Below are 24,339 nucleotides of genomic sequence, written 5' to 3'. Positions count from 1 at the left end.
TCAGGCCTGGAGGATCGGCAGGCGAATCGCGAAGGTGCTGCCCTGGTCGGGGGCGCTGCGCTTCAGCAACACGGCGCCGTCGTGCAGTTCGACCAGCTGCTTGACGAGGGCCAGGCCGATGCCGAGGCCCTCCTGGGCCCGGTCCACCGGCCCCTTCACCTGGGCGAACAGCTCGAAGATCTCGGCCTGCATGTGGTCGGGGATGCCGATTCCGGTGTCCGCCACCTCGATCTCAGCGAAGCCGTCCTGGGCGCGGGCCGAGAGGCTGATGCGCCCGCCGCGGGGGGTGTATTTGGCGGCGTTGTTGAGGAGGTTGCTGAGCACCTGGGCGAGCCGGGTGGCGTCGCCGTGCAGCCAGGTGGGCGGGGCCGCCACGTCGACGTCGAGGGTGTGGCCAGCGGCGTCGATCTGGGGCCGGCTGGCCTCAACCGCGAATTCCAGCACCGTCTGCAGCGAGACCCTGTCCTTGTTGAGGGCGATCTTGCCCTGGTCGATGCGCGAGATGTCGAGCAGGTCATCCACCAGGCGGGTCAGGTGCTGCACCTGACGCTCCATCTGGGCATGGATCTCGTCGACCTTGGCGGGATCGCGGGGGCGCTTGAGGAAGTGCAGGCCTGCCCCCAGAGCCATGATCGGATTGCGGAGTTCGTGGCCAAGGACCGCCAGGAACTCGTTCTTGTTGCGGTCGACGGTGCGCAGGCGCTCGGCATAGGCCTCCAGCTCGTCGCGCTGGACCATGATCTGGCGCCGCTGCTGGTAGAGGTCGAAGAAGACGTTGGCCTTGCTGCGGAGAATGTCGGCTTCCAGCGGCTTCTGGATGAAATCCACGGCCCCGGCCTCATAGCCCCGGAAGCGCCGCTGGAGATCGGCGGCGCCGGCGGTGAGGAAGATGATCGGCACGTGCCGCGTGCGCTCGGCGCCGCGCATGAATTCGGCCAGCTGGAAGCCGTCCATGCCGGGCATCTGGACATCGAGCAGGGCGAGGGCGACGTCGTGGACCAGCAGCAGCTCCAGCGCCTCCTCGCCGGAGCGGGCCTTCAGGCAGGCAAGGCCGTCCCGGCGGAGCAGGGCCTCGAGGGCCAGCAGGTTCTCCTCCAGGTCGTCCACGAGCAGGAAGTTGATGGGCTCCTCAAGGCGGGTCATCGGGCCCCCAGGCGCAGCAGGTAGGAAGTCATCTCATCCAGGTTCATGGGCGTCGCCGCCGGGCAGGCGCGCAGCGCCGCCTCGGGCATGGTCTGAGAGGCGGCGCTCGCCGGATCCTCGACAATGGCGATCCCGCCGGCCTCCGCCACCGCCTTCAGGCCCGCCGCCCCGTCCTCGTTGGCGCCCGTGAGGACGATGGCGGCCAGGCCCGGCCCCAGGGCGTCGGCGGCGCTTTCCAGCAGCACATCGATCGAGGGGCGGGAATGGTTCACCAGTTCGTCATAGGACAGGGCCAGGGCGCCGTCGGCCTCCAGCAGCAGATGATAGTCCGACGGGGCGAAATAGACGACGCCCGGCGCAGGAATCTCCTTGTCCTCCGCCTCCTTGACACTGACCCGGCAGCGGTCCTGCAGCAGCGGCACCAGCGCATTGTCCCGGTCGGCCGGCAGATGGACCACGGCCAGCATCGGCAGCGGATAGCCGGCGGGCAGGGCCGGGAGAAGTTGCAGCAGCGCCTGCACGGCCCCGGCGGAGCCGCCGATCGCCACCATGCGGATGTCCGGCCCGCTCACGGCTCGCGCCTCTGGTAGATCTTCTCCTCGCGCACGAATTCGGCGAAGGCGCCAGCGTGGGACGAGAAGCGCAGGCTCTCCTTTGAGCCGAGGCCCAGGAAGCCCTTGCGGGCCAGGGAGTCGTGGAAGAGGCCGATGGCCCGGTCCTGCAGGCCGCGATCGAAATAGATCAGCACGTTGCGGCAGGAGATGAGCTGCATCTCCGCAAACGAGGCGTCGGTGACGAGGCTGTGGTCGGAGAACACGACCCGGCTGCGCAGCGTCTTGTCGAAGATGGCCCGTCCGTAGTCCGCCACATAGTAGTCGGACAGGGAGGTGCGCGCGCCCGACTTCTGATGGTTCTCGGTGAACTTGCGGATGCGCTCCAGCGGATAGACGCCGGCCTCGGCGGCCCGTAGCGCCTCGGGGTTGATGTCGGTGGCGTAGAAAAGCGTCCGGTCGAGCAACCCTTCCTCGCGGAACAGGATCGCCAGGGAATAGAGCTCCTCGCCGTGGCTGCAGCCGGCCACCCACACCTTCAGCGAGGGATAGGTGCGCAGGTGCGGCAGCACCTTCTCGCGCAGGGCCCGGAAGTAGGACGGGTCGCGGAACATCTCGCTGACCTGCACCGTCAGGTAGCCCAGGAGCCGCGTCAGGGTCGCCGGATCGTGCAGCAGGCTCTCCTGCAGAGCCGAGATGCTGGAGAAGCCCATGTGCTGACGGGCCTGGACCAGGCGACGCTTGATCGACGCCCGCGCATAGTTGCGGAAGTCGTAGTGGTAGCGCCGATAGAGCGCCTCCAGCAGGAGATGAATCTCCAGGTCTTCGACGGCGTCAGGCACGGGTCACGCTCACCGGGGCATCCAGACGCGCACCAGAGACAGGAGTTTGTCCACGTCGATGGGCTTGGCCATGTAGTCGTTGGCGCCGGCGGCGATGCAGCGCTCCTGGTCGTCGGGCATGGCCTTGGCGGTGAGGGTGATGATGGGCAAGCCGCCCCAGCGGCCGTCGCGGCGGATCTCCCGGGTGGCGGTGAGGCCGTCCATCACCGGCATCATCACGTCCATCAGCACGAGGTCGATGGTGCGCTCGGGATAGTCCACGGACTCCCGCAGCGCGTCGAGCGCCTCCTGGCCGTTGCGGGCGATCTGCACCTTGGCGCCACGCGGCTCGAGGATGCTGGTGAGGGAGTAGATGTTCCGCACGTCGTCCTCGACCACCAGGATGCGGCGGCCCTCCAGCACGGCGTCGCGGTTGCGGGCCTTCTGGATCATCCGCTGCTGCTCAGGCGGCAGTTCGGACACCACCTGGTGCAGGAACAGCGAGACCTCGTCGAGCAGGCGCTCGGGCGACTTGGCCCCCTTGATGATGATCGAGTTGGAGTAGCGGCGCAGGCGCTGCTCGTCGTCGGGCGACAGGTCGTGGCCGGTGTAGACGATCACCGGCGGGAAGGCGTGTTCGCCGTCGCTCAGGGTCTCCAGCAGGGAGAAGCCCGAGGCGTCGGGCAGCGACAGGTCCAGCACCATGCAGTCGAAGACGCCGGAGCGCAGCTGTTCCAGGCATTCGGCCGCAGTGCCGACGCCCACGGTCTCCACATCGCGGGAGGACAGCAGCTTGCGCACGGCCTCGCGCTGGACGTCGTCGTCCTCGACGATCAGCACCCGCCGCACCGTGCGGGTGAGCTGGCTCTCCAGGCCTTGAAGCACCTCGGCGAGCTGATCCCGGCGGACGGGCTTCATCAGATAACCCACCGCCCCCAGCGAGAGCGCCGTCTGGGTATGGTCGGCGGCCGAAATCACATGGATCGGGATGTGGCGGGTCTGGTCGTCGCGTTTGAGGCGGTCGAGCACCGTGAGGCCGGACTGGTCCGGCAGGCCCACGTCGAGGACGATTGCGCTCGGCCGGTGCTGGCGGGCGAGGACGAGGGCCTCTTCGGCGGTGGTGGCCACGATGCACTGGAAGCCCAGTTCGTGTGACAGGTCGCGGACGATGCCCGCGAAGGCCGTGTCGTCCTCGATGACCAGGAGCAGCCGCCGCGCATCGGTGAGGGCTTCGCGGTCGTCATCGATGCTGGCCGGGGCGGGGCGCTGGCGCATCCGGGGCAGGGCGGGCGCGGCGGGGGCGGCCGCCTCGGGCTCCGGCGGCCGGGCCGGCTCGGCGGGGGCGGCGCCCTCATAGGCCAGCGGGATGGTCAGGGTGAAGGCGCTGCCCTCGCCAGGTTGGCTCTTGAGCGTGATCTGGCCGCCCAGCAGGCGGGCCAGTTCGCGGCAGATGGAAAGGCCAAGGCCTGTGCCGCCATAGCGCCGGCTGATGGTCCCGTCGGCCTGGCGGAAGGCCTCGAAGATGCTCTCCTGCTGCTCGGGCGCGATGCCGATGCCGGTGTCGATCACCGAGAGCGCCAGCCGATCCTCGCCGGCGGAGGCGATGGTCAGGCGCACGCCGCCGCGCTCGGTGAACTTGAAGGCGTTGGAGAGCAGGTTCTTGAGGATCTGCTCCAGCCGCTGCCGGTCGGTCTCGGCGGCGGGCGGGGCGTCCTTGGCCACCTCGACCTCGAAGGTGAGGCCCCGGGTTTCGGCCACCGGTTCGAACAGCTGGCGCAGGTCCGACGCCAGGCGGCGCACCGACACCTGCTCCGGATGGATCTGCAGGTGGCCAGCCTCGATCTTGGAGAGGTCGAGGATGTCATTGATCAGCAACAGCAGGTCGTTGCCGGACGACTGGATGGTCCGGGCGTATTCCACCTGGCTGTCGGTGAGGTTGCCGTCCGGATTGTCGGCCAGGAGCTTGGAGAGGATGAGCAGCGAGTTCAGCGGCGTGCGCAGCTCGTGGCTCATATTGGCCAGGAAGTCGGACTTGTACTGGCTGGCCTGTTCCAGCTGCCGCGCCTGTTCCTCGAGGGCCTGGGCCGTGCGCTCCAGCTCGTCGCGCTGGGCCTCCAGGGCTTGAGCCTGCTCCTCCAGCTGGCTGTTGGTCTGCTCCAGCTCGGCCTGCTGCTGTTCGAGCCGGATCTGCGACTCCTTCAGGGCCCGGCCCTGTTCTTCCAGCTCCTCGTTGGAGACGCGAAGCTCCTCGCTCTGGACCTGCAGTTCCTCGGACTGGCGCTGGGTCTCCTCCAGGGCCTGCTGCAGGTCGGCGCGGTAACGGGCCGAGCGCAGGGCCACGCCCATGGCGCCGGCCGAATGTTCCAGCAGGTCCAAGGCACGGTCCTCGACCGGCTGCAGGAAGCCCAGTTCCAGGACGGCGTTGACCTCTCCGTCGGCCTTGGCCGGCAGGATCACCAGATGCCGCGGCTTGTGGCGGCCCAGGGCGGAGCCGAAGGTCAGATAGCCGTCGGGAATGTCGGTTAGGACCATGGCCCGGCCTTCGGCCACCGCCTGGCCCAGGAGGCCCTCCTTGGTGTGGAACTGTTCCGGCACGTCGGCCTCGGCGGGCACGCCCAGGGTCGCCGCGCGATGGAACAGGCCGTTCTCACCCTTGAACAGGGCCCCTGCCTGGAAGCCCACATAGCGGGACAGGAAGGCGAGGATGTTCTCGGCGAGCTCCTCCACGGTCTTGTCGCCCATCATGGCCTCGGCCAGGCCGACCTGGCCGGACTGCAGCCACTCCTCCCGGGCCCGGGCCCGGGTGTTGCGACGTACGAGAGCCGAGACCGCGATCGCCAGGCCGCCCCCGAAGAGGGCGGAGACGATTCCGCTTATGACGGCGGTGCGATAGGCCGCCTCCATCTCCGTCAGATAGTCTTGGCGGATGCGCGTCTCTTCGCGGCGCATGACGTCGATGCGCGCGCGAATGGCGTCCATCTCGGCCCTGCCGCGGTTGGTGCCCACCAGCGCCAGGGCGACGTCCCGGCCCTGCTCGCGGCGGACGGTGATGGTATCCCGCAGTTCCTGGAGCTTGGCCTCGATGTGCAGGCGCAGCTGGGCCACGTTGGTCTGCTGGGTGGCGCTGTCGCGGGTCAGCTCGGCGACGGCATTGATCCGCGAGGTCGCCGTGGCGACCGCGGCCTCGTACGGTTCGAGGTAGCCGGCGTCGCCGGTGAGGAGATAGCCCCGCTGGCCGGTCTCGGCGTCCTGGAGCGTGGAGAGCAGTTCGTCCAGCGCGACGATCACATTGTGCGTGCCGACGATGCGCTGGTTGTTTTCCCGCAGGCTCTGGACGTTGGAATAGGCGATGGCGCCGCTGATGGCGAAGAAGAGCAGCGCCGCGGCCAGTCCCACGCCGGTCCAGATGTCGGCGGACCTCAGGGATGCTTGGCGGGCGCGGGGCTGCGACATGGGCATCCTCTCTGTGGGCAAGAGGCCCTGCCTAGCTGTTCAGCGGCCAAGCAATCAAGTTGCGTTCGCAAATCGTTGAATGACGCACGTATCGGAACGGAGGGGCGTGATGGCCCCTCCGGCCGATCAGGACCTGGGTGCGGCTTCGGCCTGCCAGCCCCCGCCCAGAGCCTTGAACAGGGTGATCTGGTTGGAGGTCACCTGGGCCTCGGACTGGGCCAGCTGGGCCTCGAGGGCCGCCAAGGTGCGCTCGGCGTCCAGCACCGTCAGGAAGCTGTCCAGGCCGGCCTCCTGGCGCAGGCGGGCGAGGCGGACCGCCTCGGCGCTTTCGTCCCGGGCGCGGCGCAGGGCCGCTCGGCGGTCCAACTCCCGGCCATAGGCGCTGAGCGCGGTTTCCGTCTCCTGCAGGGCCACGAGGGTCGTCTGCTCGAAGTTGGCCAAGGCCGCCTGGGCCGCCGCGTCGGCCTGGGCGATGCGAGCCCGGGCCACGAGGATGTTCGGGAAGCTCCAGGTGATGAGCGGGCCGACGCTGAAGGTGACCTGGTCGCCGAGGTCGCGCCCCTCGCCGCCGATGCTGGCCACAGAGCCGCCCAGGGTCACCTGCGGATAGAGCGAAGCGGTGGCCACGCCGATGCGGGCCGTGGCCGCCGCCAGGCGCCGTTCGGCCTGGCGCACGTCGGGCCGGCGGGCCAGCAGGGACGCGCCGTCGCCCACCGGAAGGTCGGCGGCGATCTGCGGGATGACGCGGCAGGCTGCGGCCTGCGGCGAGACCTCGGCCGGCGGGCGGCCCACCAGCACCGAGAGGCGGAAGAGAGCGGCGTCGCGCTGGGCCTGAAGCGGCGGGATCGCCGCCCGGGCGCTTTCGGCCTGGGCCTGGGCCCGGGAGACGTCGAGACCCGTGCCGCGGCCGGCGTCGAGCTGGCGGTGGGTGAGGGCGGCGGTCTCCTCCGACAGCGCCAGGGTCCGCTGGGCGACGTCGAGCTGGGCGCCGGCGGCGCAGGCGTCGGCATAGGCCCGGGCGGTTTCGGCGGCGACGGTGATCCGCACCACGTCCAGCGCCGCCTGGGCGGCGTCGCGGTCGGCGCGGGCCGCCTCGATCGAGCGGCCGACCCGGCCGAAGAAGTCCACCTCATAGGCCACGTCGAGGCCGGCCGAGACGGTCTCGCTGTCCACCAACTGCCCGGTGGCCGGGTTCGCTTGGCGCGCCCGGGTGGCGGCGCCGGAGGCGGTGGTGGCGGGCAGCCGGCCGACACGGGCCTCGGAGAGCGAGGCTCGCACCTGGGCGAGGTTGGCGGCCGCAGCCGCCAGGTCGCGATTGTTGGCCAGGGCCTCGGCCACCAGGCCGTCCAGGGCGGGATCCTGGTACAGCCGCCACCAGTCCGCGGGCGGCTGGTCGGCGTTCACCGGCGCCGTGGCGGCGCTGGTGAAGGGACCGGCGGTCCCGGCGATGGCGCCCGGCGCCCGGTAGTCGGGGCCGGCGGCGCAGGCGGTGAGGAGGGCGGCCGCCGCGGCGGCCGTCAGCAGGTTGCGGGCGCTCACGAGCGGCTCCCTTCGATCTCGGCTTCGGTCGCGGTGGTCTTCGGCGGCTTGGGCAGGCGTTCGGCGAGCTTGCGGCAGACCACGTAGAAGACCGGCGTGAACAGCAGGCCGAAGAAGGTCACGCCCAGCATCCCGAAGAACACCGCCGTGCCGAGGGCCTGGCGCATCTCCTGCCCCGGACCGGTGGCCAGCATCAGCGGCACCACGCCGAGGATGAAGGCGAAGGAGGTCATGAGGATGGGCCGCAGGCGGGTGCGGGCCGCGGTCACGGCCGCCTGGAAGCGGTCCTGGCCATGGTGCTCCTCCGCCTGCTTGGCGAACTCCACGATGAGGATGGCGTTCTTGGCCGCCAGGGCCACCAGCACCACCAGGCCGACCTGGGTGAGGATGTTGTTGTCCTGGCCACGCAGGGTGACGCCCACCAGGGCCGCCAGGATGCACATCGGCACGATCAGGATCACCGCCAGGGGCAGGGTGAAGGCCTCGTACTGGGCCGCGAGCACCAGGAACACCAGCACCACGGCCATGACGAACACCAGGGCCCCGGTGTTGCCCACCGCCTTTTCCTGGAACGCCAGCTCGGTCCATTCATAGCCCATGCCCTGGGGCAGCGTGCTGTCGGCGAGCTGCTCCATGGCCCCCAGGGCCTGTCCGGACGAGACGCCCGGCGCGGCGGAGCCGAGAATTTCGGCGGCGGGGAACAGGTTGAAGCGCACCACCCGGGTGGGGCCGGTGTCGTCGCGCAGCTGAGCCACCGAACCCAGCGGGACGAGGGCGCCCGACGAGGCGCGGACCCGCAGGTCGGCGATGTCGGCCATGTCGTCGCGGCCCGAGGCTTCGGCCTGGGCGGTGACGCGGAAGGTGCGGCCGCCGAGGGTGAAATCGTTGACGTAGGCCGAGCCCAGATAGGTGCCGAGGGTGTTGAAGACCGCCTGCGGCTGAACGCCCATCATCAGGGCGCGCTGCCGGTCGACGTCCGCGGTCACCCGCGGGGCCCCGGTGTTGAACTGGTTGTAGACGCCCTGGACCTGGGAGGAGCCGGCGGCGGCCATCATCAGGCCATTGGCGGCTTCCTCGAGCTGGCGGTAGCCGGCGCCGGAGCGGTCCTGGACCATCAGCTTGAAGCCGCCGCCATTGCCCAGACCCTGAACGGGCGGGGGCGAGAGGACGAAAATGTTGGCCTCTTCCACCGCGCCGAGCTTGCCCATGATGGCCCCGGCCACGGCGTCGGCGCTCAGCTTGGCGCCGCGCTCGTCCCAGTCCTTCAGACGGATGAACATGGTGGCCGCGTTGGAGGCGTTGGAGAAGCTCGCTCCGTCCAGCCCGGCCATGGCCGCCACGTTCTCGACGCCGGCCATCTGGGAGACCTCGGCCGCCGCCTGGCGCACGATGCTGTCGGTGCGCTCGAGCGAAGCGCCTGGCGGCAGCTGAACCACGCCGATCAGGACGCCCTGGTCCTGCTGCGGGATGAAGCCGGTGGGGGTGGCCACCAGGCGCCAGCCGGTGACGGCCAGGAGGCCGCCGTAGATCACCAGGACGATGAAGCTCGCCCGCACCAAGCGCGCCGTCATCCGGCCGTAGCGGTCGGACAGCGCATCGAAGGTCTGATTGAACCAGCCGCCCGCCCGCTGCAGCGGGCGCAGCCAGCGGGGACCGTGATGACCCTCCTGGTGCGGCTTGAGCAGCAGGGCCGCCAGGGCCGGGGACAGGGTGAGGGAGACGAGCAGCGAGATCGACGCCGCCGCGGCGATGGTCACCGCGAACTGGCGGTAGAACTCGCCCGGGATGCCCGGCACGAAGGCGGTGGGCACGAACACCGCCAGCAGCACGAGGCCGATGGCGATCAGGGCGCCGCTCACCTCGTCCATGGTGCGGTAAGCCGCCTCCTTGGGCGACATGCCGGCGCGGATGTTCCGCTCGACGTTTTCGACCACCACGATGGCGTCGTCGACGACGATGCCGACGGCCAGCACGAGGGCGAAGAGCGAGAGCGAGTTGATCGAGTAGCCCAGGGCCAGCTGCACCGCGAAGGTGCCCACCAGCGCCACCGGGATGGCGAGGATCGGGATGATCGCCGCCCGCCAGGTCTGCAGGAAGACCACAACCACCAGCACCACCAGCACGATGGCTTCGATCAGGGTGTGCTGCACGGCGTCCACCGAGGCCTGGACGTATTCGGTGGGGTTGTAGGGGATGGTGTAGGTCACGCCGGGCGGGAAGTCGGCCTTCGCCTCCTCCACGGCCTTGAGCACGCCCTTGGCGGTGGACAGGGCGTTGGAGCCGGGCTGCTGGATGACCGCAATGCCGATGCCGCGCTCGCCGCCGAAGTAGCCGCGGACGCTGTAGTCCTGCGAGCCGAGCTCGACGCGGGCGACGTCCCGGACCCGAGTGACCCGGCCGTCGGCGTCGGTGCGGATGACCACGTCGGCGAACTCGTCGGGGGTGCCCAGGCGGCCCTGGACCTGCACCGGCAGCTGGGTGGCGACGCCGCGATCGGCAGGGGCCTGGCCGAGGGCGCCGCCTGACGCCTGGACGTTCTGCGCCCGCAGGGCCGCGACGATCTCGTCGGCGGTGAGGTTGCGGGCCGCGGCCTTCTGCGGATCGATCCAGACCCGCATGGAGTAGAAGCCGCCGCCGAACAGCTGCACCCCGCCCACGCCCGGCACGCGCAGGAGCCGGTCGCGGAGGGTGGAGTTGGCGTAGTTGCCCACATAGTCCACGTCGACCGACGGGTCGTTCGACGTGAGGGCGATCAGCATCAGGAAGCCGGTGGACTGCTTGTTCACCGTCACGCCGATCTGGCGCACCTGCTCGGGCAGGCGAGGCTCGGCCAGGGCCACCCGGTTCTGGACCAGCACCTGGGCGGCGTCGAGGTCCGTGCCGGGCTGGAAGGTGACCGTAAGCTGCACCGTCCCGTTGGAGGACGACGAGGTCATGTAGAGCATGCCCTCGACGCCGTTGATCTCCTGCTCGAGCGGCGCGGCCACGGTCTCGGCGAGGGTCTCAGCCGAGGCGCCGGGATAGCTCGCCATCACCGCCACGGTCGGCGGGGCGATCTCCGGATATTGCGACAGCGGCAGCTGCGGATAGGCGAACAGGCCGAGCAGGGCCACGAACACCGAGATCACGCCGGCGAAGATCGGCCGGTCGATGAAGAAGCGGGAGAACTTCATGTGGGCGACGGCCTAGCGGACGATGGAGCCGGTGGAGGCCGGGGGCGTCGCCGGGGCGGGACGCGCCGCGGCTTCCGCCGGCTTGCGGGTCAGGGTGACGCTGCGGGGTTCGACCTTCTGGCCGGGCCGGACGCGCTGGACGCCGTTGACGATCACCCGGTCATCCGGACGCAGGCCGGCGCGGACCACGCGCATGCCGTCGATCACCGGGCCGAGGGTCAGCGGCCGCGACTGCGGCATGCCGTCGGCGCCCACCACATAGGCCACCTTCCGCGGGCCTTCCGAGACGATGGCGGTCTCGGGGATCAGCAGGGCCTCATAGGCGCCGGCTCCGGCCATGCGGGCCGCGCCGTACATGCCGGCTTTCAGGAAGCCGTTGGGGTTGCGGATCACGGCGCGGATGCGGGTGGAGCCCGACTGGGCGTCGATCGCATTGTCGAGGAAGTCGACGTGGCCGTCCCAGCGGTAGTCGGCCTCGTCCTGCAGGCGCACCTGCACCGGCGCCGAGGTCAGGCCGCCCGACTTGCCGCCCATCTGCCGCTGCAGCTTGAGGAGCTGGGCTTCCGAAGCGTCGAAGACGAAGTGGATCGGATCGGACGAGACGATGGTGGTCAGCACGTCGCCCTGGGAGGTCCCGCCGGCGATGAGGTTGCCGGGGTCGACCCGCCGGGCCGAGATGCGGCCGGAGATGGGCGCGGTGACGCGCGTGAACTCGACGTCCAGCTGGCGGGCGCGCAGCGTGGCCTCGGCCACGGCGGCGGCCGAGCGGCGGTTCTCATACTCTTCCTGGGAGATGGCCTTGGCGGCCAGCAGGCTCTCGGCCCGCCGCAGTTCGGTGCGGGCGAGGTCGGCCTGGGCCTTGGCGGCGGCGAGCTGGGCCTGGGCCGGGCGGTCGTCGAGGGTGAAGAGCAGCTGGCCCTTCTTTACGAAGTCGCCGTCCCGGAAGTGCAGCGCCTGCAGGTAGCCGCTGGTGCGGGCGCGAACCTCAACGGTCTGGGCGGCTTCGAAGCGGCCGGTGAAATCATCCCAGTCCCGAACCTTCTCCTTCAGCGGAGTGGCCACGGACACCACGGGAGCGGGCGGGACCGGTGCTCCCTCCTTCGCGCCACAAGCAACAAGCGCCAAGCTCGCCAGCGCGATCGGCGCCAGCGTTCGGAAGGTCTGCATAGGTCTGTTATCCCTCGGACGCGCTGGGGAGGCGCGCGGCATCAAGTCAACGGGCGGTGACTTATGGGCGCGAAGGCACTAAGTCAACGGCCGTTGACGACCAGGGAGACGCAATGAGCCAGCCGGAAAGTCCGTCCCGGAGCCGCAATGCGACCGCGACGCGCGCGGCGATCCTGTCGGCGGCGCGGTCGCGCTTCGCCGAGGATGGCTATGACCATGCGAGCGTGCGCGGCATCGCCGCGGAGGCTGGCGTGGATCCGGCCCTGGTGCTGCGCTACTTCGGCTCGAAGGAGGAACTGTTCGCCACCGTCCTGAACGAGAGCGGTTCGGTGCGTGATCTCCTGGAAGGCCCCCGCGAGGAGTTCGGGGTTCGCACGGCGCGGAGGCTGCTTCTGGATCCGTTGGAAGACGACAAGCAGCGCATGTTGCAGATCATCCTGCGCTCGGCCTCATCGCCCAAGGCGGGGCCGATGATCCGCTGCAACACCCAGGCGTCCTTCTACGGCCCGATGGAGGAATGGCTGGGGGGCGAGGACGCGCGGGCGCGCGCGCGGACACTTGGCGCCATCATTATGGGCGCTGCCATGTCCCGGGCGGTCGACAATAACGGCGCGGACGATCCGGCCGAGCGGCTGCGGCTCGCGGAACGTCTCGCCGATACGTTGCAGCGGGCCGTGGGGTGAACCTGGGGGCGGCGATTTCGTTGTGGCGTCGGCTCAACTCCGGGTAGGTGGTTTCGCCTGGCGTCCGTTTAGGAAAATGAGCGTCCGGCTTTGAGTGCATCGCGCGCCCGGGGAATGGTCTGGCGCGACGAGCCGGGCTAGATCTGAATGCTGGAGCGAGGTGGCGCGGGAATGCCGCTCAGACATCATCCTTCGGCCCAGGTGCGAGCCGACTATGCAACGGCCAACCTGTCGCCGGGGGCCGCCCTCGTCGTCGGCGTACATCTGCAATTCTGTTCGGTCTGCACCATCGCGGTGCAGGCGCTGAACGGCTTTCCGCCGCAGCCGGCGCCGGACGTCTTCGACATGGCGGGCGCCGGGGACGCCGACGCGCGCCTGCCGCCGTCTCTTCAGAACATTCCGCGGGGCCCCTGGCGGAGTCTCGGGCCCCGGATATTCGGCGCGCCGCTCCAAGGAGTAAGCGGGCTCGGCGAGGCCGCATGGCTGGTGGAGGCGGCCGACGGGGCGCCGTTGTCGTTGTCCCGCCGGGAGGGCGTGTGGGGCGCCGTCGTGCTCAGCGGCGAGGCCCAGTCAGGCGAGGCGATCTTCGGGCCGGGCGACTTCGTGGACAGTGCGGAGGCGCCGCTCGTCCGCCCGGCCATCCCCGACAAGCTGCTGCTGCTGGTGGTCGCCCGGGACACCTGGGGGCGCAGCCGCTGGCGGCGGCTCCTGCGGATGGGGCCGGCCTAGGACGGCCGGGAACGCTAGACCGCGTGCGGTTCGCGGCCGGCGAGCACGAGCAGTTCGCGCTGGTCGAGAAGGGTCACGCCCCCGAAACGGATGTCGAGCAGGCGCCGGACGCGCAGCATCCTGAGGCTGCGGTCGAGGTGTACGACGCTGAGGCCAAGGGCGTCGGCCAGATGCTCGCGCGTCAGAGGAAGGCGGAAGTGGTTGTCGCTGGCCAGACCAGCGACCCGCAGCCGCTCGTGGAGTTCCAGCAGCAGATGGGCCAGTCGCTGCGGCGCGCTGAGCTGGCCTAGCCGGGTCAGGTGGTCGTAGCGGCGCTCGGTCTGATCGCGCAGGCGGTTTTCGATCAGGGCGTTCATGTCCCCGGTCTCATCCAGCCCGTCGATCAGGCTCGGCACGTCGAGGCAGTCCAGGCGGGTCAGGGCGACGACACCGCGGCGCAGGTTCTGTCCCACCGGCGGCGCGGCGAAGATATCGCCCGGCAGCAGCAGGGAGCAGATCTGCCGACGGGTGTCGGGCAGGACATGCATCTCGCCGGCCCAGCCTGAGACGATCCACTTGAGCCGGCGCATCGGCGCGCCCGCGGTGACCCGTTCGCCCGCCGCGTGCCGCTCCAGCTTGCGAGGCAGGGTGCGGAGCTTCTCCACCCGTTCGGGCGGAAGCAGGTGTTCCGGATCGAGGCCCTGCAGCGCGTGATCAAGCGCCTCGTTGAACCACCCGAGGGTGGCAGGATCGAGCTCCGACATCCCTCTGCCCCTTGGCGGATCGCAGACGCTGACCGCGACCAGGGGGTTAGACGGCGCCTGAAGGAGCCCAGCTTTAACATTCGCGATGGGGGAGGGCGGGTTTCCCGCCCTCCGGCCATGCTAGCCCAGGAAAGAGCGGGGCCCGGGCTCTGGGGGCTCGTCAACGGGGCGGTAGCAGGCTCTCGCCGCCAGCCGCGCCCGGTTGGGCAGGGTCACCGACCCGTAGCTCAAGGAGATCAGCCCCTCCCGCCGGAGCTGCTGCAAGGTCCGGTTGATGTGGACGATGCTGAGCCCGAGCAGGTCGGCGAACGCCTCCTGCGTCAGGGGAATCCGGTAGGTGTCCTCCTTGACCAGGCCCACGGCGTCCAGCCGGTCGTAGAGATCAAGCAGCAGGTGCAGGATCCGCTCCTTGGCGGTCAGCCGGCCGATCCGCACCATATTGTCCAGCAGCCGGTCGTCGTGCCGCTGGAGCGAGTCCGCGATGGAGGCGCGCACGGCCTCCACCGAGGCGGGTTCGCCCGTGAGCAAGGCCTCGGAATCGATCACCTCGAGCCGGGTCATGGCCACGACCGCCCGGCGACCGATGTCTGCGCCGGCCCGCAGGACCACCGCATCACCCGGCACCAGGATCGAGAAAATCTGCCGTCGCCCGTCATGCAGGATGCGCGTCTCGCACGCCCATCCCGAGACGAGGACTATGGTCTTGCTCGGGACCGACGATCCAGGACGCAGGCTGGCGCCTGCTGGATATCGTTCCACCCTGGACCAGAAGTTCCTTACGCGGCTGATTTCCCCGCGTAACGCCCCAAGCCCCGCAAACGCCGTCGGCGACGGCGGCGCGGACGCGTGTCCGCTGGCATAGATCATCGACATCTGCACCCCTCCAGCGCAGCCGATCTCCTCCCCTCCCGGCGGCAAAACGCCCGGTTGCAGAGCACCCGTCCCTCTTACTGGGAGCGGGGAGACCCGGCCCTATGAAAGCCCGGAGGCGACGGTATGCAATGGTAAACGGATAAGAAATTCACCAATGTGTGGTTGGTCGATCTTTTTTCAACCTGACAGGAATACAGCTGACGAATCTGAGCGTTGGCCGTGTAAAGCGCCGAGTTAGAGGCCGAAACTTGTCGATTGTTAATATCATACTTCCTCACGCCGCAAGTGGGACTTCGTCGAAGTTCCCCATCGCTGACGGCCGCGGATGACCGCGGGGCTGGGACAGCAAACCTCCACGGTAGCCGTGGGGGGAGCGGAGGGCCGATTTTCCAATGCGGCCACAGGAGGTAGTCATGAACATCAAGCTTGTTACGTCGGTTTCGGCCCTGGCTTTCGGGCTCGCTCTGTCGGGCGCCGCCATGGCCCAGAGTGCGGGTGCGGATGAGGGCAATGCGGCGGCTGCCGCCAACGGCTCCATCGCCACGGCGTTCGACATCTCGGCGCTGAACGGCAACACGCTGGACAGCAGCTCGAACGACGACAACTCGGTCGACGTGTCGGGCCTGAACAACAACGACCTGTCCACCAACATGGATAACTCGGTCGACGTGTCGGGTCTGAACAACAACGACCTGTCCACCAGCACGGACAACTCGCTCGACGTGTCGGGCCTGAACAACAACGACCTGTCGACCAACACCGACTCTTCGGTCAACACGGACAACTCGCTCGACGTGTCGGGCTTCAACAACAACGACCTGTCGACCAACACTGACTCGTCGGTCAACACCGACAGCTCGATCGACGTGTCCGGGCTGAACGGCAATTCGGTCAACTCGAACAACGCGACCGACTCGTACAACACCGACAACTCCACCACGACCACGAACCTGAACCTGCGGGTGAACCTGTCGACCCAGGATCTCGGCGCCAACGTGTCGAACATCTCGTTCACCGGCGGCGACCAGGGCGATGGCAGCGACAGCCGCTCGCTCGAAACCGGCGCGATCAGCCTGTCGGGCAACGCCATGCAAGGCTTCGGCGGCATCAATACGTCGAGCAACAACAGCGGCTTCGGTTCGGCCGGCCAAGCCTCGACGATGGTGTCGGCGAACGCCAACGTCACCTTCCAGTAATGGCCTTTGGACCGGTCGGCGCTTGCCGACCGGTCTCTTCCTTTCAACCGGAGACGGCCATGATCCAGACTTCATTCCTCAGGCCCGGCGCCATGGCCGGCGTCCTGGCCGGCGTCCTGGTTCTGGCGCCCCATGCGGTCGCGCAGGAAACAGTGTCCCTGATCGATCCGGCCCAGCCGTTCGCGGCTCCGGGCCTGGTTCCGCCGTTGGGCGAACTGCCTGACCTGGAGGAGGTCGCCGTCGCGGACGACGCCCTCGACCACCTGAGCGGCAAGGGCGACACGACGATCTCGATCACCGACCAGGATCTCACCGCGGTGAGCAGCGGCAACACCATCTCTGCGGCGAGCGTGACGTCCGGCGCGATCAGCCTGACGGACAATGCGCTGGCGGGCTTCGGCGGTGTCGGCAACTTCCTGATGAACACCGGCCATAACAACAGCCTGCAGAGCAATGTGAGCGTGACGATCATCGTCACCCAGTAGTTCGCGGGGAGGCTACGGACATGCGCACCTGGCGGACTTTCGGCCGATGCTTCGGGGCAGGCGCATTGGCGGCGGTGGCTTGGATCGCCGCCTCGGCGCCGGCCGCGGGACAGATGCAGTTCCATGGGGAGGCGGCCGGCGCCCGATTGCGCGTCCTGAGCTGGCGGGACATTCCGTTCCGCACGGTGGTCAGGCAGGAGCACGACTTCAGCTGCGGCTCGGCCGCGCTGGCGACCCTGCTGACCTATCACTACAACCGGCCGACCACTGAGGCGCAGGCCTTCACCAGCATGTACGAGCGCGGCGATCAGGCGCTCATCCGCAAGGTCGGGTTCTCCATGCTGGACATGAAGCGCTACGTGGAAAGCCACGGGCTACAGGCCGAGGGCTACCGCATGACGGTGGACGACATCGGCGAGCAGGGCGTTCCGGTGATCGTCCTGATCCAGATGGGCGGCTATCGCCACTTCGTGGTGGTGAAGGGCGTCAAGGGCGACAAGGTCCTCCTTGGCGATCCCGCCCTGGGGTTGCGCAGCTTCACCAAAGCGCAGTTCGTCAGCATGTGGAACGGCATCGCCCTGGCGTTGCGCGAGGACGGCGAAACCGGGCCGGGCGCCTTCAACAAGGTGAACGAGTGGGGCCCCTGGACCACGCCGCCCATCAGGACGGCGGCGGCGCAGGACACCCTGAACGCCCTGACCCTGCACCTGATGCCGCTCTACCAAATCACGCCGGTGAGCGTGATCAACGGAGGCGAGCCGTGAAACTGAGCAGCCTTTTGGGCGCGGCGGCCGCCGCGGCGACCCTGAACCTTCACGTGGCGCCAGCCGCCGGTCAGATCCAGGGCGGCGCCTTTGAAGTCGTGTCCGACGACGAGCTGGCCGAACATCGCGGCGGCTACCTGCTGGCCGACGAGCTGGCCTTCCAGTTCGGGGCGGTGATGCGCACCTTCGAGAACGGCGCCCTCAGCCTTGAGACCCAGCTGGTCTGGACGCCGGACGGGCCGATGCTGGAGCAGGTGCTGGGCGAGGGCGTGACGCAGCTGACCGCCGCGGAGCTGAGTTCCGTCGGCCTGGGCGAGACCTACGTCACCCCCGGCGGGTCGGTGGTGATGCACGAGCTGGCTCAGGGGCAGCTCGTGAATCTGCTCACCAACACCTACAGCGATCGGAGCTACCGCCAGGAAGTCGACATCACCCTGGTGCTGCCGGGCTTTGGCGAGACCCAGACCGACATGGGTCGGCAACTGACCGGCCTGCGCCTGGTGGATGAGCTGTCGTTCGGCTCGATCTCGGCTCTCGGCGGGCTGTGACGGCCGATCAGAAGCGGATGGGAACCCGGAGCACCACCCGCATGTCGGGGGCGTCGCTGGTCGTGCCGATCTCGTAGCTGTTGGCGATCGAGACCCGCTCGCTCAGGGCCAGCGACCAGCCGAAGGTGAAGGCGCCTACCTGAAGACTGTCGGACTTCTGCAGGGTGTTTCCGAGCACCGACTTGGTCGGCCAGATGTAGCTGTGCTTGTAGCCTAGCGAGAACGAGAAGCGCGGGTTCAGGGCGAAGCCGAAGCCGGCGTTCATGCTCAGGGAGTCGCCGGGATCCACTTTCCGGACCAGCACCTCGCCGACGACCTTGTTGATGTCCTTCGGCTGGTGGGACAGGTAGCTGAGCCCGCCGAACAGCACGATCGGGTCGGTCGGGTAGAGGAAGTTCAGCGAGCCCTCGAGGCCCCAGAACCCGGACCCGGTGGCCAGTTCCTTGGCCACGCCGGCGGAGTCGCGATCAACCTCGAAGGGGCTGGTGCCAGTGTCGCTCTTGTAGCGCAGGCCGGCGATGAACACCGGCCAGCCCTTGAGGCCCCGGTTGATCTGGTAGCGGGCCGCCAGCTCGACGTCGCCGATGTCGTGACCGTCGAGGTTGAAGGTGCGGGTGATGGTTTCGTCCCGCTGGGCGAGGGTGGTCACCCGGTCGTCGCGATAGAGGTAAGGCACACGGGCCTCGACCTCCAGGCGATCCAGCAGGCCGTAGCGCAAGGACAGCGCACCGGAGATGGCGTTGCGGTCGGCGTCCGAGGCTTCGATCACCCCGATCTGAATGCCGGTGACGATCTCGACGCCGCGGAACACCAGGCGGTTGGTGGAGCCGTGGGTGAAATCGATCGAAGGTTCGACGACCCCGTGGCCCTTGGGCGTGAGCACGCCGTAGCCCTCAGGCACAGCCGCCACCTCCACCGGCGGGGCGGGCGGCGGCGGCTCGCCGACAGTGGGTTGGGTGGTCGGGACCTGAGCCACAGGTCCAGGTGATGCGGCCAGCGTCCCGGCGGCCGGCTGGCCGGGCGCCCCGGCGGGGCCCTGGCCGCGGCCCTGGGCGGCGGCCAGGATGGCGTCGGACAGCTGTTTCAGCCGTTCGATCTCGGCCGCTTGCCGTTCCAGCAGCGCCTGCTGGGCGACGACCTGGGCCTGAAGGGCCTCTACGGAGTCTCGCAGGTCCTCCGTCGTCTGCGCCTGGGCCGCTCCCCCGAACGTGGAAAGGCCGAGCGCAAGCGCCGAGGCCGTCCCGCAAAGCAAGGTCTTGGACACGCCGTTCCCCTTCGTCTTCGACAGGCGAGGGGGCAGTTAGCAGCGCCTGTAAGGCCTTCCCTTTTTCATAAGATGTACTGGCTGTCCGAAGTCGACGCCTGAAGGACAACCTTCACAATAAGATCATCGGAAAGCTTTGGGGGAAAGAGAAGCGCCCGGTGGCTTTTGACAATGTTTGGCCTTCGGAGCGCATGCGAGCGTCGCGGCTCAACGTCTCACAAGTAGAACGGACGGGTCGGTGATGATGATGCGCAGCGACGACCGAGGCCAGGCGATCAGCGGGGGGACGCCGTCGTTGGGGGCGCCGCGCGGGGGGCGGCGGCAGGCTGGTCGCGAAGGTGGAGATTCCGGGCAAGTCACGGAAATCCGAACGTTTTCAGAGGGCTCCGGGCGACGGATCGGGCGCGGGAGCGGCAAGGTGGTGGCCGTGGCCGGCGGGGCAGGCTTCATCGGCTCGCATCTCTGCGAGGCTCTGCTCGCCGCCGGCAACGAGGTGGTCTGTATCGACAACTTCCAGACGGGATCGGCCGAGAACATCGAAACCCTCATGGGGGCGCCGGGATTCACGCTCGTGGATCACGACATCTCGAAGCCGTTTCCCGAAGACTTGCCCCGCTTCGATGAGATCTACAACCTAGCGTGTCCGGCCTCGCCCATTCACTACCAGGCCGACAGGGTGCGCACGGCCCTGGCCTGCGCCGTGGGCTCGCTGAACGTGCTGGAGCGGGCGCACCGTGACGGGGCCTGCGCTTGCCAGGCCTCCACCTCGGAGGTCTATGGCGACCCGGAGGTCCACCCGCAGACCGAAACCTATCGCGGCCACGTCAATCCGGTAGGCCCGCGGGCCTGCTACGACGAAGGCAAGCGCTTCGCCGAGACCCTGTTTACCGACTACAGCACCCAATGGGGCGTGCCGGTGAAGATCGTCCGTATCTTCAATACCTACGGGCCCCGGATGCAGTTCGAGGACGGCCGGGTCGTCTCGAACTTCATTGTCCAGGCGCTGAACGGCGAGGACATCACCCTCTACGGCGACGGCACCCAGACGCGGTCGTTCTGCTACGTCGAAGACCTGGTCGACGGGTTCCTGCGGATGATGGAGTCCCCCGCCGACCTGCGCGGCCCGGTCAATCTGGGCAATCCGGTCGAGATCACCGTGCGCGAGCTGGCCGAACTGGTGCTCGAGATCACGGGCTCGCGCTCCCGCATCGTCTATCGCCCGCTGCCCGTCGACGATCCGCGGCGGCGCAAGCCGGACATACGCCTGGCGCAGAGCCGGCTCGGCTGGACGCCGCAGGTGCCGCTCCGCGAGGGCCTCGAACGCACGGTTGTCAGCTTCATGCGCCGGCTGCAGCGCGGTCGCGCGCCGATGGCCACCGCCCAGAGTGAAGGCGTGGCCTTGTGACCGGTCCGCTCAACCATCGGACCCAGCTGAGGATTGCCGCATGCTAGACGCCCTCGACATCACCGCATTCCTGGTGGTGGCCTTCGCCGTCACCCAGATCCTCTACGCGCTTGGGTTCCTGAACGAGCTCTACCTCTATGGCCTGCCCATCAACCGGGTCCGGCTCTCGGACGCCGAGCAGGTCCCGGAGCGTGACTATCCGCACATCGTGATGTTCTACCCGGTGCTGAACGAGCTGGAGTCCACCATGCGGACGACGCTCGTCTCCCTGGGGCGGATCCGCTACCCGGCCGCCAAGCGGCAGGTGGTCGCCATCCCCAACTGGGACGACACGCGCACCATCGCCGCCCTGCGCCGCCTGCAGGGCGAATTTCCGTTCCTGGAGGTCATGGAGGTCCCGCCCACCGACCATCCGAGCTGGCAGCTCGTGTGGGACGCCTGGGACGCCAACCCCAAGTGCTACTGGTGGCACGTGGGCCGCCGGGCGGGCGAGCGCAAGCTGCCCCCGAAGAAGACGCGGCAGCTGATCTACGCCTTCTATCATCTCTATCAGGACCGCGGCGGCGAGGAGTTCCTGGTCAACTACATCGACGCCGACAGCTGTCCGCCGCCCGGCCATTTCATGGCCGCCGTCGCGGGCATGCGCAGCTACGACGTGCTGCAGGCCAAGAACGTGGCCGGCAACCTCAACGCCAGCCTGGCCGCCAGCTGGCACGCCTTCGACCATATGAACTGGGACGGCATGAAGTACGCCCATCTGTCGGGCGGCGGGCGCCAGCCGTTCTGGATGCTGGGCAAGGGCCTCTTCTTCAAGGCGAGCGATCTCTACGAGCTCGGCAGCTTCCATCCCTGGATCACCATCGAGGATCCGGAAGTCGGCATGCGCTTCTGGAAGAACGGCAAGCGTCTGGGGGTCATCGAGAGCCCGTTGATCGAGGAGGTGCCGCTCACCTTCGGGCGCGGCATCACCCAGCGCAAACGCTGGATCTGCGGCTTCTTTCAGAGCCTGGGCGAGCCCCTGACGCGGATGGAGTTCACCCTGCTCGAGAAGGCCAAGGCCTGGCTGAACTTCCTGCCGTGCCTGTCCCTCTGGATCAATGTGGTGGGCTATCCCGTGGGCGCCTGGGCCCTGTGGACCCTGTTCACCGGCCAGAACGTGCTGCCCGTGTGGCTGGTGTGGCTGGCGGTGATCAACACGCTCGCCTTCCTCGTCGCCCTGATGTGTCTCTACGTGAACACCTGGCGGCGCACCGGGCTGGTGCTCGACAGCTTCGGGGAGCGGGTCGCCTACATGCTGCGGGTCAATCCGCTGTTCGTGATCGCCTACTGGTGGCTGTGGCTGGTGCCCCAGGCGATCGGCATCTGGATGTACCTGCGTGACCTCGGCCAGGTCTGGGAGCGCACCGAGAAGGTCAACGCCAACGAGGACCTGATCCAGGTCCACTACGGCGGCGCCGCCCACCAGATCGCCAGCTGATCCCCGAAAACATCCAACTTTGGAGTTTGCCCCATGGCCCCGCGTCATGCGCTCATCACCGGCGGCGCCGGCTTCATCGGCTCGCATCTGGCCGACACCCTGCTCGCCCGCGGCTACGAAGTGACTGTCCTCGACTGCCTGCTTCCGCAGGTCCACGAACTGGCCGACCGCGACGCCGACGGTTGGCCCGTCTATCTCGACCGGCGCGTCCGGCGGCGGCGCGGCGACATCCTGCAGCCGGGCGTCTTCGAGGCGGCCCTGCCCGGGGTGACCCACCTCGTCCATCTCGCGGCTTCGGTGGGCGTGGGCCAGAGCATGACCAACATGGTCGACTACACCCGCAACAACACCCTGGCGGCGGCCGTGGTGCTGGAGGCCCTGGCCAAGGGCGGCCACAGCGTCCGCCGGATGGCGGTGGCCTCGTCCATGTCGATCTACGGCGAGGGCGCCTACCGTCGCCCGTCCACCGGCGAGGTGATCACGCCGGAGCCGCGCAGCCGCGAGCAGCTCATGGCCCGTCGATGGGACGTGGAGTTCGATGGCGAGCCGCTGGAGCCCATGCCGACGCCGGAGGACAAGCGCCTGCAGCCGGCCTCCATCTACGCGATCAACAAGCGCGACCACGAGGACATGTTCCTGGCGGTCGGTCGCGCGCTGGACATTCCCACAGTGGCCCTGCGGCTGTTCAATGCCTACGGCTCGCGCCAGGCGCTGAGCAATCCGTACACCGGGGTGGCGGCCATCTTCATCTCACGCCTGCTCAACGACCGGCCGCCCCTGGTCTTCGAGGACGGGGCGCAGCTCCGCGATTTCGTGCATGTGTCGGACGTGGCCGAGGCCTTCGCCACGGTGCTGGAGCACGACGGAGCCATATGGGACGCCTTCAACGTCGGCAGCGGCCGGCCGATCAGCGTCGGGGACCTGGCCATTCTGCTGGCTCGGGTGCTGCATCGGAACATCGCGCCCGAGTTCCTGCAGCAGTACCGGGCCGGAGACATCCGCCATTGCTATCCGGACGTGAGCCGGTTCGCGGCGACCTTCGGCGCCTCGTCGCCGCGGGACCTGGAGACGGGGCTCGGCGAGCTGGTGGACTGGGTGGCCAGCGTGGGCCGGCCCGAGGACCGGGCCGAAGAGAGCCTGCGGCAGCTGGCCGAAAGCCGGCTGGTGGTGTGAGCCGTGGCCGCGGCCTCAGGCGCTCGCGAAGGCGTCCCGCAGCGCGCGGTACATCGGTTTAGGCCGCAGCGCCGCGTCGTAGGGCAGGCCGCGGTTGAGGCCGTGAGCCTCGACGAGCTCGGGCTGCTGGAGCCAGGAATGGATGTCGCTGAGGCCCCAGGTGATCACGCCCTCCACTGCCGGCTGGTCCAGGGCGATGTCGAGGTAGCGGCGCACCTCGTCGGCGACCCGGCGATCGCGCTCGGCCAGGGGCAGGGTGAAGTCCCGCTCCTGAACGTCGAGCTCGCTGATGACGATCCGCAGGTCGAGGTCAGCGATGGCCTGGAGGAAGGGCGCGACCACGTCTCGGCGGATCGGGCCCTTGCCCAGATCGAGGTGCGCCTGGACCCCGACCTCGTGCAGCGGCGCGCCCGCGGCCTTCAGCTGTTCCAGCAGGCGAAGGAAGCTGCGGCGGCGGGCCGCTTCGGTGGGGTTGTCGTAGTCGAAGCCGTAGTCGTTGACGGCGAGGCGCGCCTGCGGATCAAGCCCATGGGCTTCGTCGAGCGCCCGGCGCACGTAGTCCGGGCCGAAGGCCTGCAGGAAGACGTTGGGCAGCAGGCCGTCCCCGTCGCGGGCGATGGGTTCGTTGACCACGTTCCAGGCGTCCACCCGCGGCCCCCAGCGGCCGATGAGCGTCCGGAAGTGACGGCGGACGAGGCTCCAGTCGCCGTCCTCCGCCAGGGCCGCGGCGGCCCAGGCGGGCGTGCTTTGGTCCCAGATCAGGCTGTGGCCGCGGATCTTGAGGCCGGCGTCGGATGCGAAGGTCACGAGGCCGTCGGCGGCGCGAAAGTTCCAGCGGCGAGGGGCCGGGGCCACATAGTCCCAGTTCATGTGGAACTCGGGCGTCACCCAGGCGCAGTCGCGCAGCAGCGTCCGGCGTAGCGCGGTGTCCTCGGCGAGCTGGTCGATGCGGGCGGCGGCGCCGAAATACCGGCCCTGGGCCGCGGCGGCTGCGGCCAGCCCCCGGCTGCCCAGCGGCGCCGGGCCGGCCGGGGCGGGCGCCGCCGCCATCAGCGGGGCGGCGACCAGGCCCGCAAGCATGTCCCTTCGGCGAAGACGCCGCTGCATCACCTTTCCCCACCACCGTAGCGGTCGCGTGGACGATGGCCGAAC

General features: G+C 69.0%; 20 protein-coding genes. 9 read left to right on the top strand and 11 right to left on the bottom strand.

Annotated features, from left to right (window positions below):
• The 7 genes from BO64_RS00200 to BO64_RS00170 form a co-directional block, all read right to left on the bottom strand.
• Entirely contained in the window at positions 1-1,143 is a 1,143-nt protein-coding gene (locus BO64_RS00200) for a hybrid sensor histidine kinase/response regulator (RefSeq protein ID WP_496401248.1), read from the bottom strand.
• The gene (locus BO64_RS00195) at positions 1,140-1,715 is read right to left on the bottom strand and encodes a chemotaxis protein CheB (protein ID WP_496401247.1); all 576 of its coding nucleotides are present in this window, start codon (positions 1,713-1,715) and stop codon (positions 1,140-1,142) included. The genes BO64_RS00200 and BO64_RS00195 overlap by 4 nt, the downstream gene beginning before the upstream one ends.
• Positions 1,712-2,536 carry a CheR family methyltransferase gene (locus BO64_RS00190; RefSeq protein WP_496401246.1) on the bottom strand — a complete coding sequence of 275 codons (825 nt, stop codon included), beginning with the start codon at positions 2,534-2,536 and terminating at the stop codon, positions 1,712-1,714. Before BO64_RS00190 ends, BO64_RS00195 begins: the two co-directional genes overlap by 4 nt.
• A gap of 9 nt (positions 2,537-2,545) precedes the next feature.
• A complete protein-coding gene (locus BO64_RS00185) occupies positions 2,546-5,968 on the bottom strand; it encodes a response regulator (protein ID WP_496401245.1) in 3,423 nt (1,140 codons plus the stop codon).
• Between the two features lie 126 nt (positions 5,969-6,094).
• On the bottom strand, positions 6,095-7,507 hold the full coding sequence (locus tag BO64_RS00180; RefSeq protein ID WP_496401244.1) for an efflux transporter outer membrane subunit: 1,413 nt from the start codon (positions 7,505-7,507) through the stop codon (positions 6,095-6,097).
• On the bottom strand, positions 7,504-10,680 hold the full coding sequence (locus BO64_RS00175; RefSeq protein ID WP_496401243.1) for an efflux RND transporter permease subunit: 3,177 nt from the start codon (positions 10,678-10,680) through the stop codon (positions 7,504-7,506). The genes BO64_RS00180 and BO64_RS00175 overlap by 4 nt, the downstream gene beginning before the upstream one ends.
• Before the next feature lie 12 nt (positions 10,681-10,692).
• Positions 10,693-11,742 (bottom strand): efflux RND transporter periplasmic adaptor subunit, encoded by a 1,050-nt coding sequence (locus BO64_RS00170; protein WP_496401242.1) that lies wholly within the window; start codon positions 11,740-11,742, stop codon positions 10,693-10,695.
• Between the two features lie 218 nt (positions 11,743-11,960).
• On the opposite strand from BO64_RS00170, the gene BO64_RS00165 reads away from it, so the two are divergent.
• Both BO64_RS00165 and BO64_RS00160 read left to right on the top strand, forming a co-directional pair.
• Positions 11,961-12,530, top strand: coding sequence for a TetR/AcrR family transcriptional regulator (locus BO64_RS00165; protein WP_496401241.1), 570 nt, complete (start codon positions 11,961-11,963; stop codon positions 12,528-12,530).
• Between the two features lie 171 nt (positions 12,531-12,701).
• Positions 12,702-13,259 carry a cupin domain-containing protein gene (locus tag BO64_RS00160; protein ID WP_496401240.1) on the top strand — a complete coding sequence of 186 codons (558 nt, stop codon included), beginning with the start codon at positions 12,702-12,704 and terminating at the stop codon, positions 13,257-13,259.
• A 14-nt stretch (positions 13,260-13,273) separates the two neighbouring features.
• On the opposite strand, the gene BO64_RS00155 is transcribed toward BO64_RS00160, so the two are convergent.
• Together BO64_RS00155 and BO64_RS00150 are read right to left on the bottom strand one after the other, a co-directional pair.
• Positions 13,274-14,002 (bottom strand): Crp/Fnr family transcriptional regulator, encoded by a 729-nt coding sequence (locus tag BO64_RS00155; RefSeq protein ID WP_496401239.1) that lies wholly within the window; start codon positions 14,000-14,002, stop codon positions 13,274-13,276.
• Positions 14,003-14,122: 120 nt separating this feature from the next.
• Complete coding sequence (locus BO64_RS00150; RefSeq protein WP_496401238.1) at positions 14,123-14,761, bottom strand: Crp/Fnr family transcriptional regulator; 639 nt, start codon at positions 14,759-14,761, stop codon at positions 14,123-14,125.
• Positions 14,762-15,288: 527 nt separating this feature from the next.
• Here BO64_RS00150 and BO64_RS00145 point away from each other — a divergent pair.
• From BO64_RS00145 to BO64_RS00130, 4 genes are all read left to right on the top strand, one after another.
• The gene (locus BO64_RS00145; protein ID WP_496401237.1) at positions 15,289-16,071 is read left to right on the top strand and encodes a hypothetical protein; all 783 of its coding nucleotides are present in this window, start codon (positions 15,289-15,291) and stop codon (positions 16,069-16,071) included.
• Positions 16,072-16,130: 59 nt separating this feature from the next.
• Positions 16,131-16,556: a hypothetical protein gene (locus BO64_RS00140; RefSeq protein ID WP_496401236.1), complete on the top strand. Its 426-nt coding sequence runs from the start codon at positions 16,131-16,133 to the stop codon at positions 16,554-16,556.
• A gap of 146 nt (positions 16,557-16,702) precedes the next feature.
• On the top strand, positions 16,703-17,320 hold the full coding sequence (locus BO64_RS00135) for a C39 family peptidase (protein WP_496401235.1): 618 nt from the start codon (positions 16,703-16,705) through the stop codon (positions 17,318-17,320).
• Positions 17,317-17,868 (top strand): hypothetical protein, encoded by a 552-nt coding sequence (locus tag BO64_RS00130; protein WP_496401234.1) that lies wholly within the window; start codon positions 17,317-17,319, stop codon positions 17,866-17,868. The genes BO64_RS00135 and BO64_RS00130 overlap by 4 nt, the downstream gene beginning before the upstream one ends.
• 7 nt (positions 17,869-17,875) lie before the next feature.
• Here the strand turns inward: BO64_RS00130 and BO64_RS00125 are convergent, their stop codons facing one another.
• The gene (locus BO64_RS00125; RefSeq protein WP_496401233.1) at positions 17,876-19,132 is read right to left on the bottom strand and encodes a TonB-dependent receptor; all 1,257 of its coding nucleotides are present in this window, start codon (positions 19,130-19,132) and stop codon (positions 17,876-17,878) included.
• Between the two features lie 421 nt (positions 19,133-19,553).
• Between BO64_RS00125 and BO64_RS00120 the strand changes: the two genes are divergently transcribed.
• From BO64_RS00120 to BO64_RS00110, 3 genes are read left to right on the top strand one after another with little or no spacing between them, the layout of a single operon-like run.
• A complete protein-coding gene (locus BO64_RS00120) occupies positions 19,554-20,537 on the top strand; it encodes a UDP-glucuronic acid decarboxylase family protein (protein ID WP_496401320.1) in 984 nt (327 codons plus the stop codon).
• 40 nt (positions 20,538-20,577) lie between these two features.
• Positions 20,578-22,014 carry a glycosyltransferase family 2 protein gene (locus BO64_RS00115; protein ID WP_496401232.1) on the top strand — a complete coding sequence of 479 codons (1,437 nt, stop codon included), beginning with the start codon at positions 20,578-20,580 and terminating at the stop codon, positions 22,012-22,014.
• Between the two features lie 33 nt (positions 22,015-22,047).
• On the top strand, positions 22,048-23,187 hold the full coding sequence (locus BO64_RS00110) for an NAD-dependent epimerase/dehydratase family protein (protein ID WP_496401231.1): 1,140 nt from the start codon (positions 22,048-22,050) through the stop codon (positions 23,185-23,187).
• A 15-nt stretch (positions 23,188-23,202) separates the two neighbouring features.
• Here the strand turns inward: BO64_RS00110 and BO64_RS00105 are convergent, their stop codons facing one another.
• Positions 23,203-24,267, bottom strand: a complete 1,065-nt coding sequence (locus tag BO64_RS00105) for an endo-1,4-beta-xylanase (RefSeq protein WP_496401230.1) — start codon at positions 24,265-24,267, stop codon at positions 23,203-23,205.
• Positions 24,268-24,339: the final 72 nt, after the last annotated feature.

This window comes from Phenylobacterium composti DSM 19425 (genome assembly GCF_059568645.1).
This window is presented reverse-complemented; position numbering and strand designations above follow the sequence as displayed.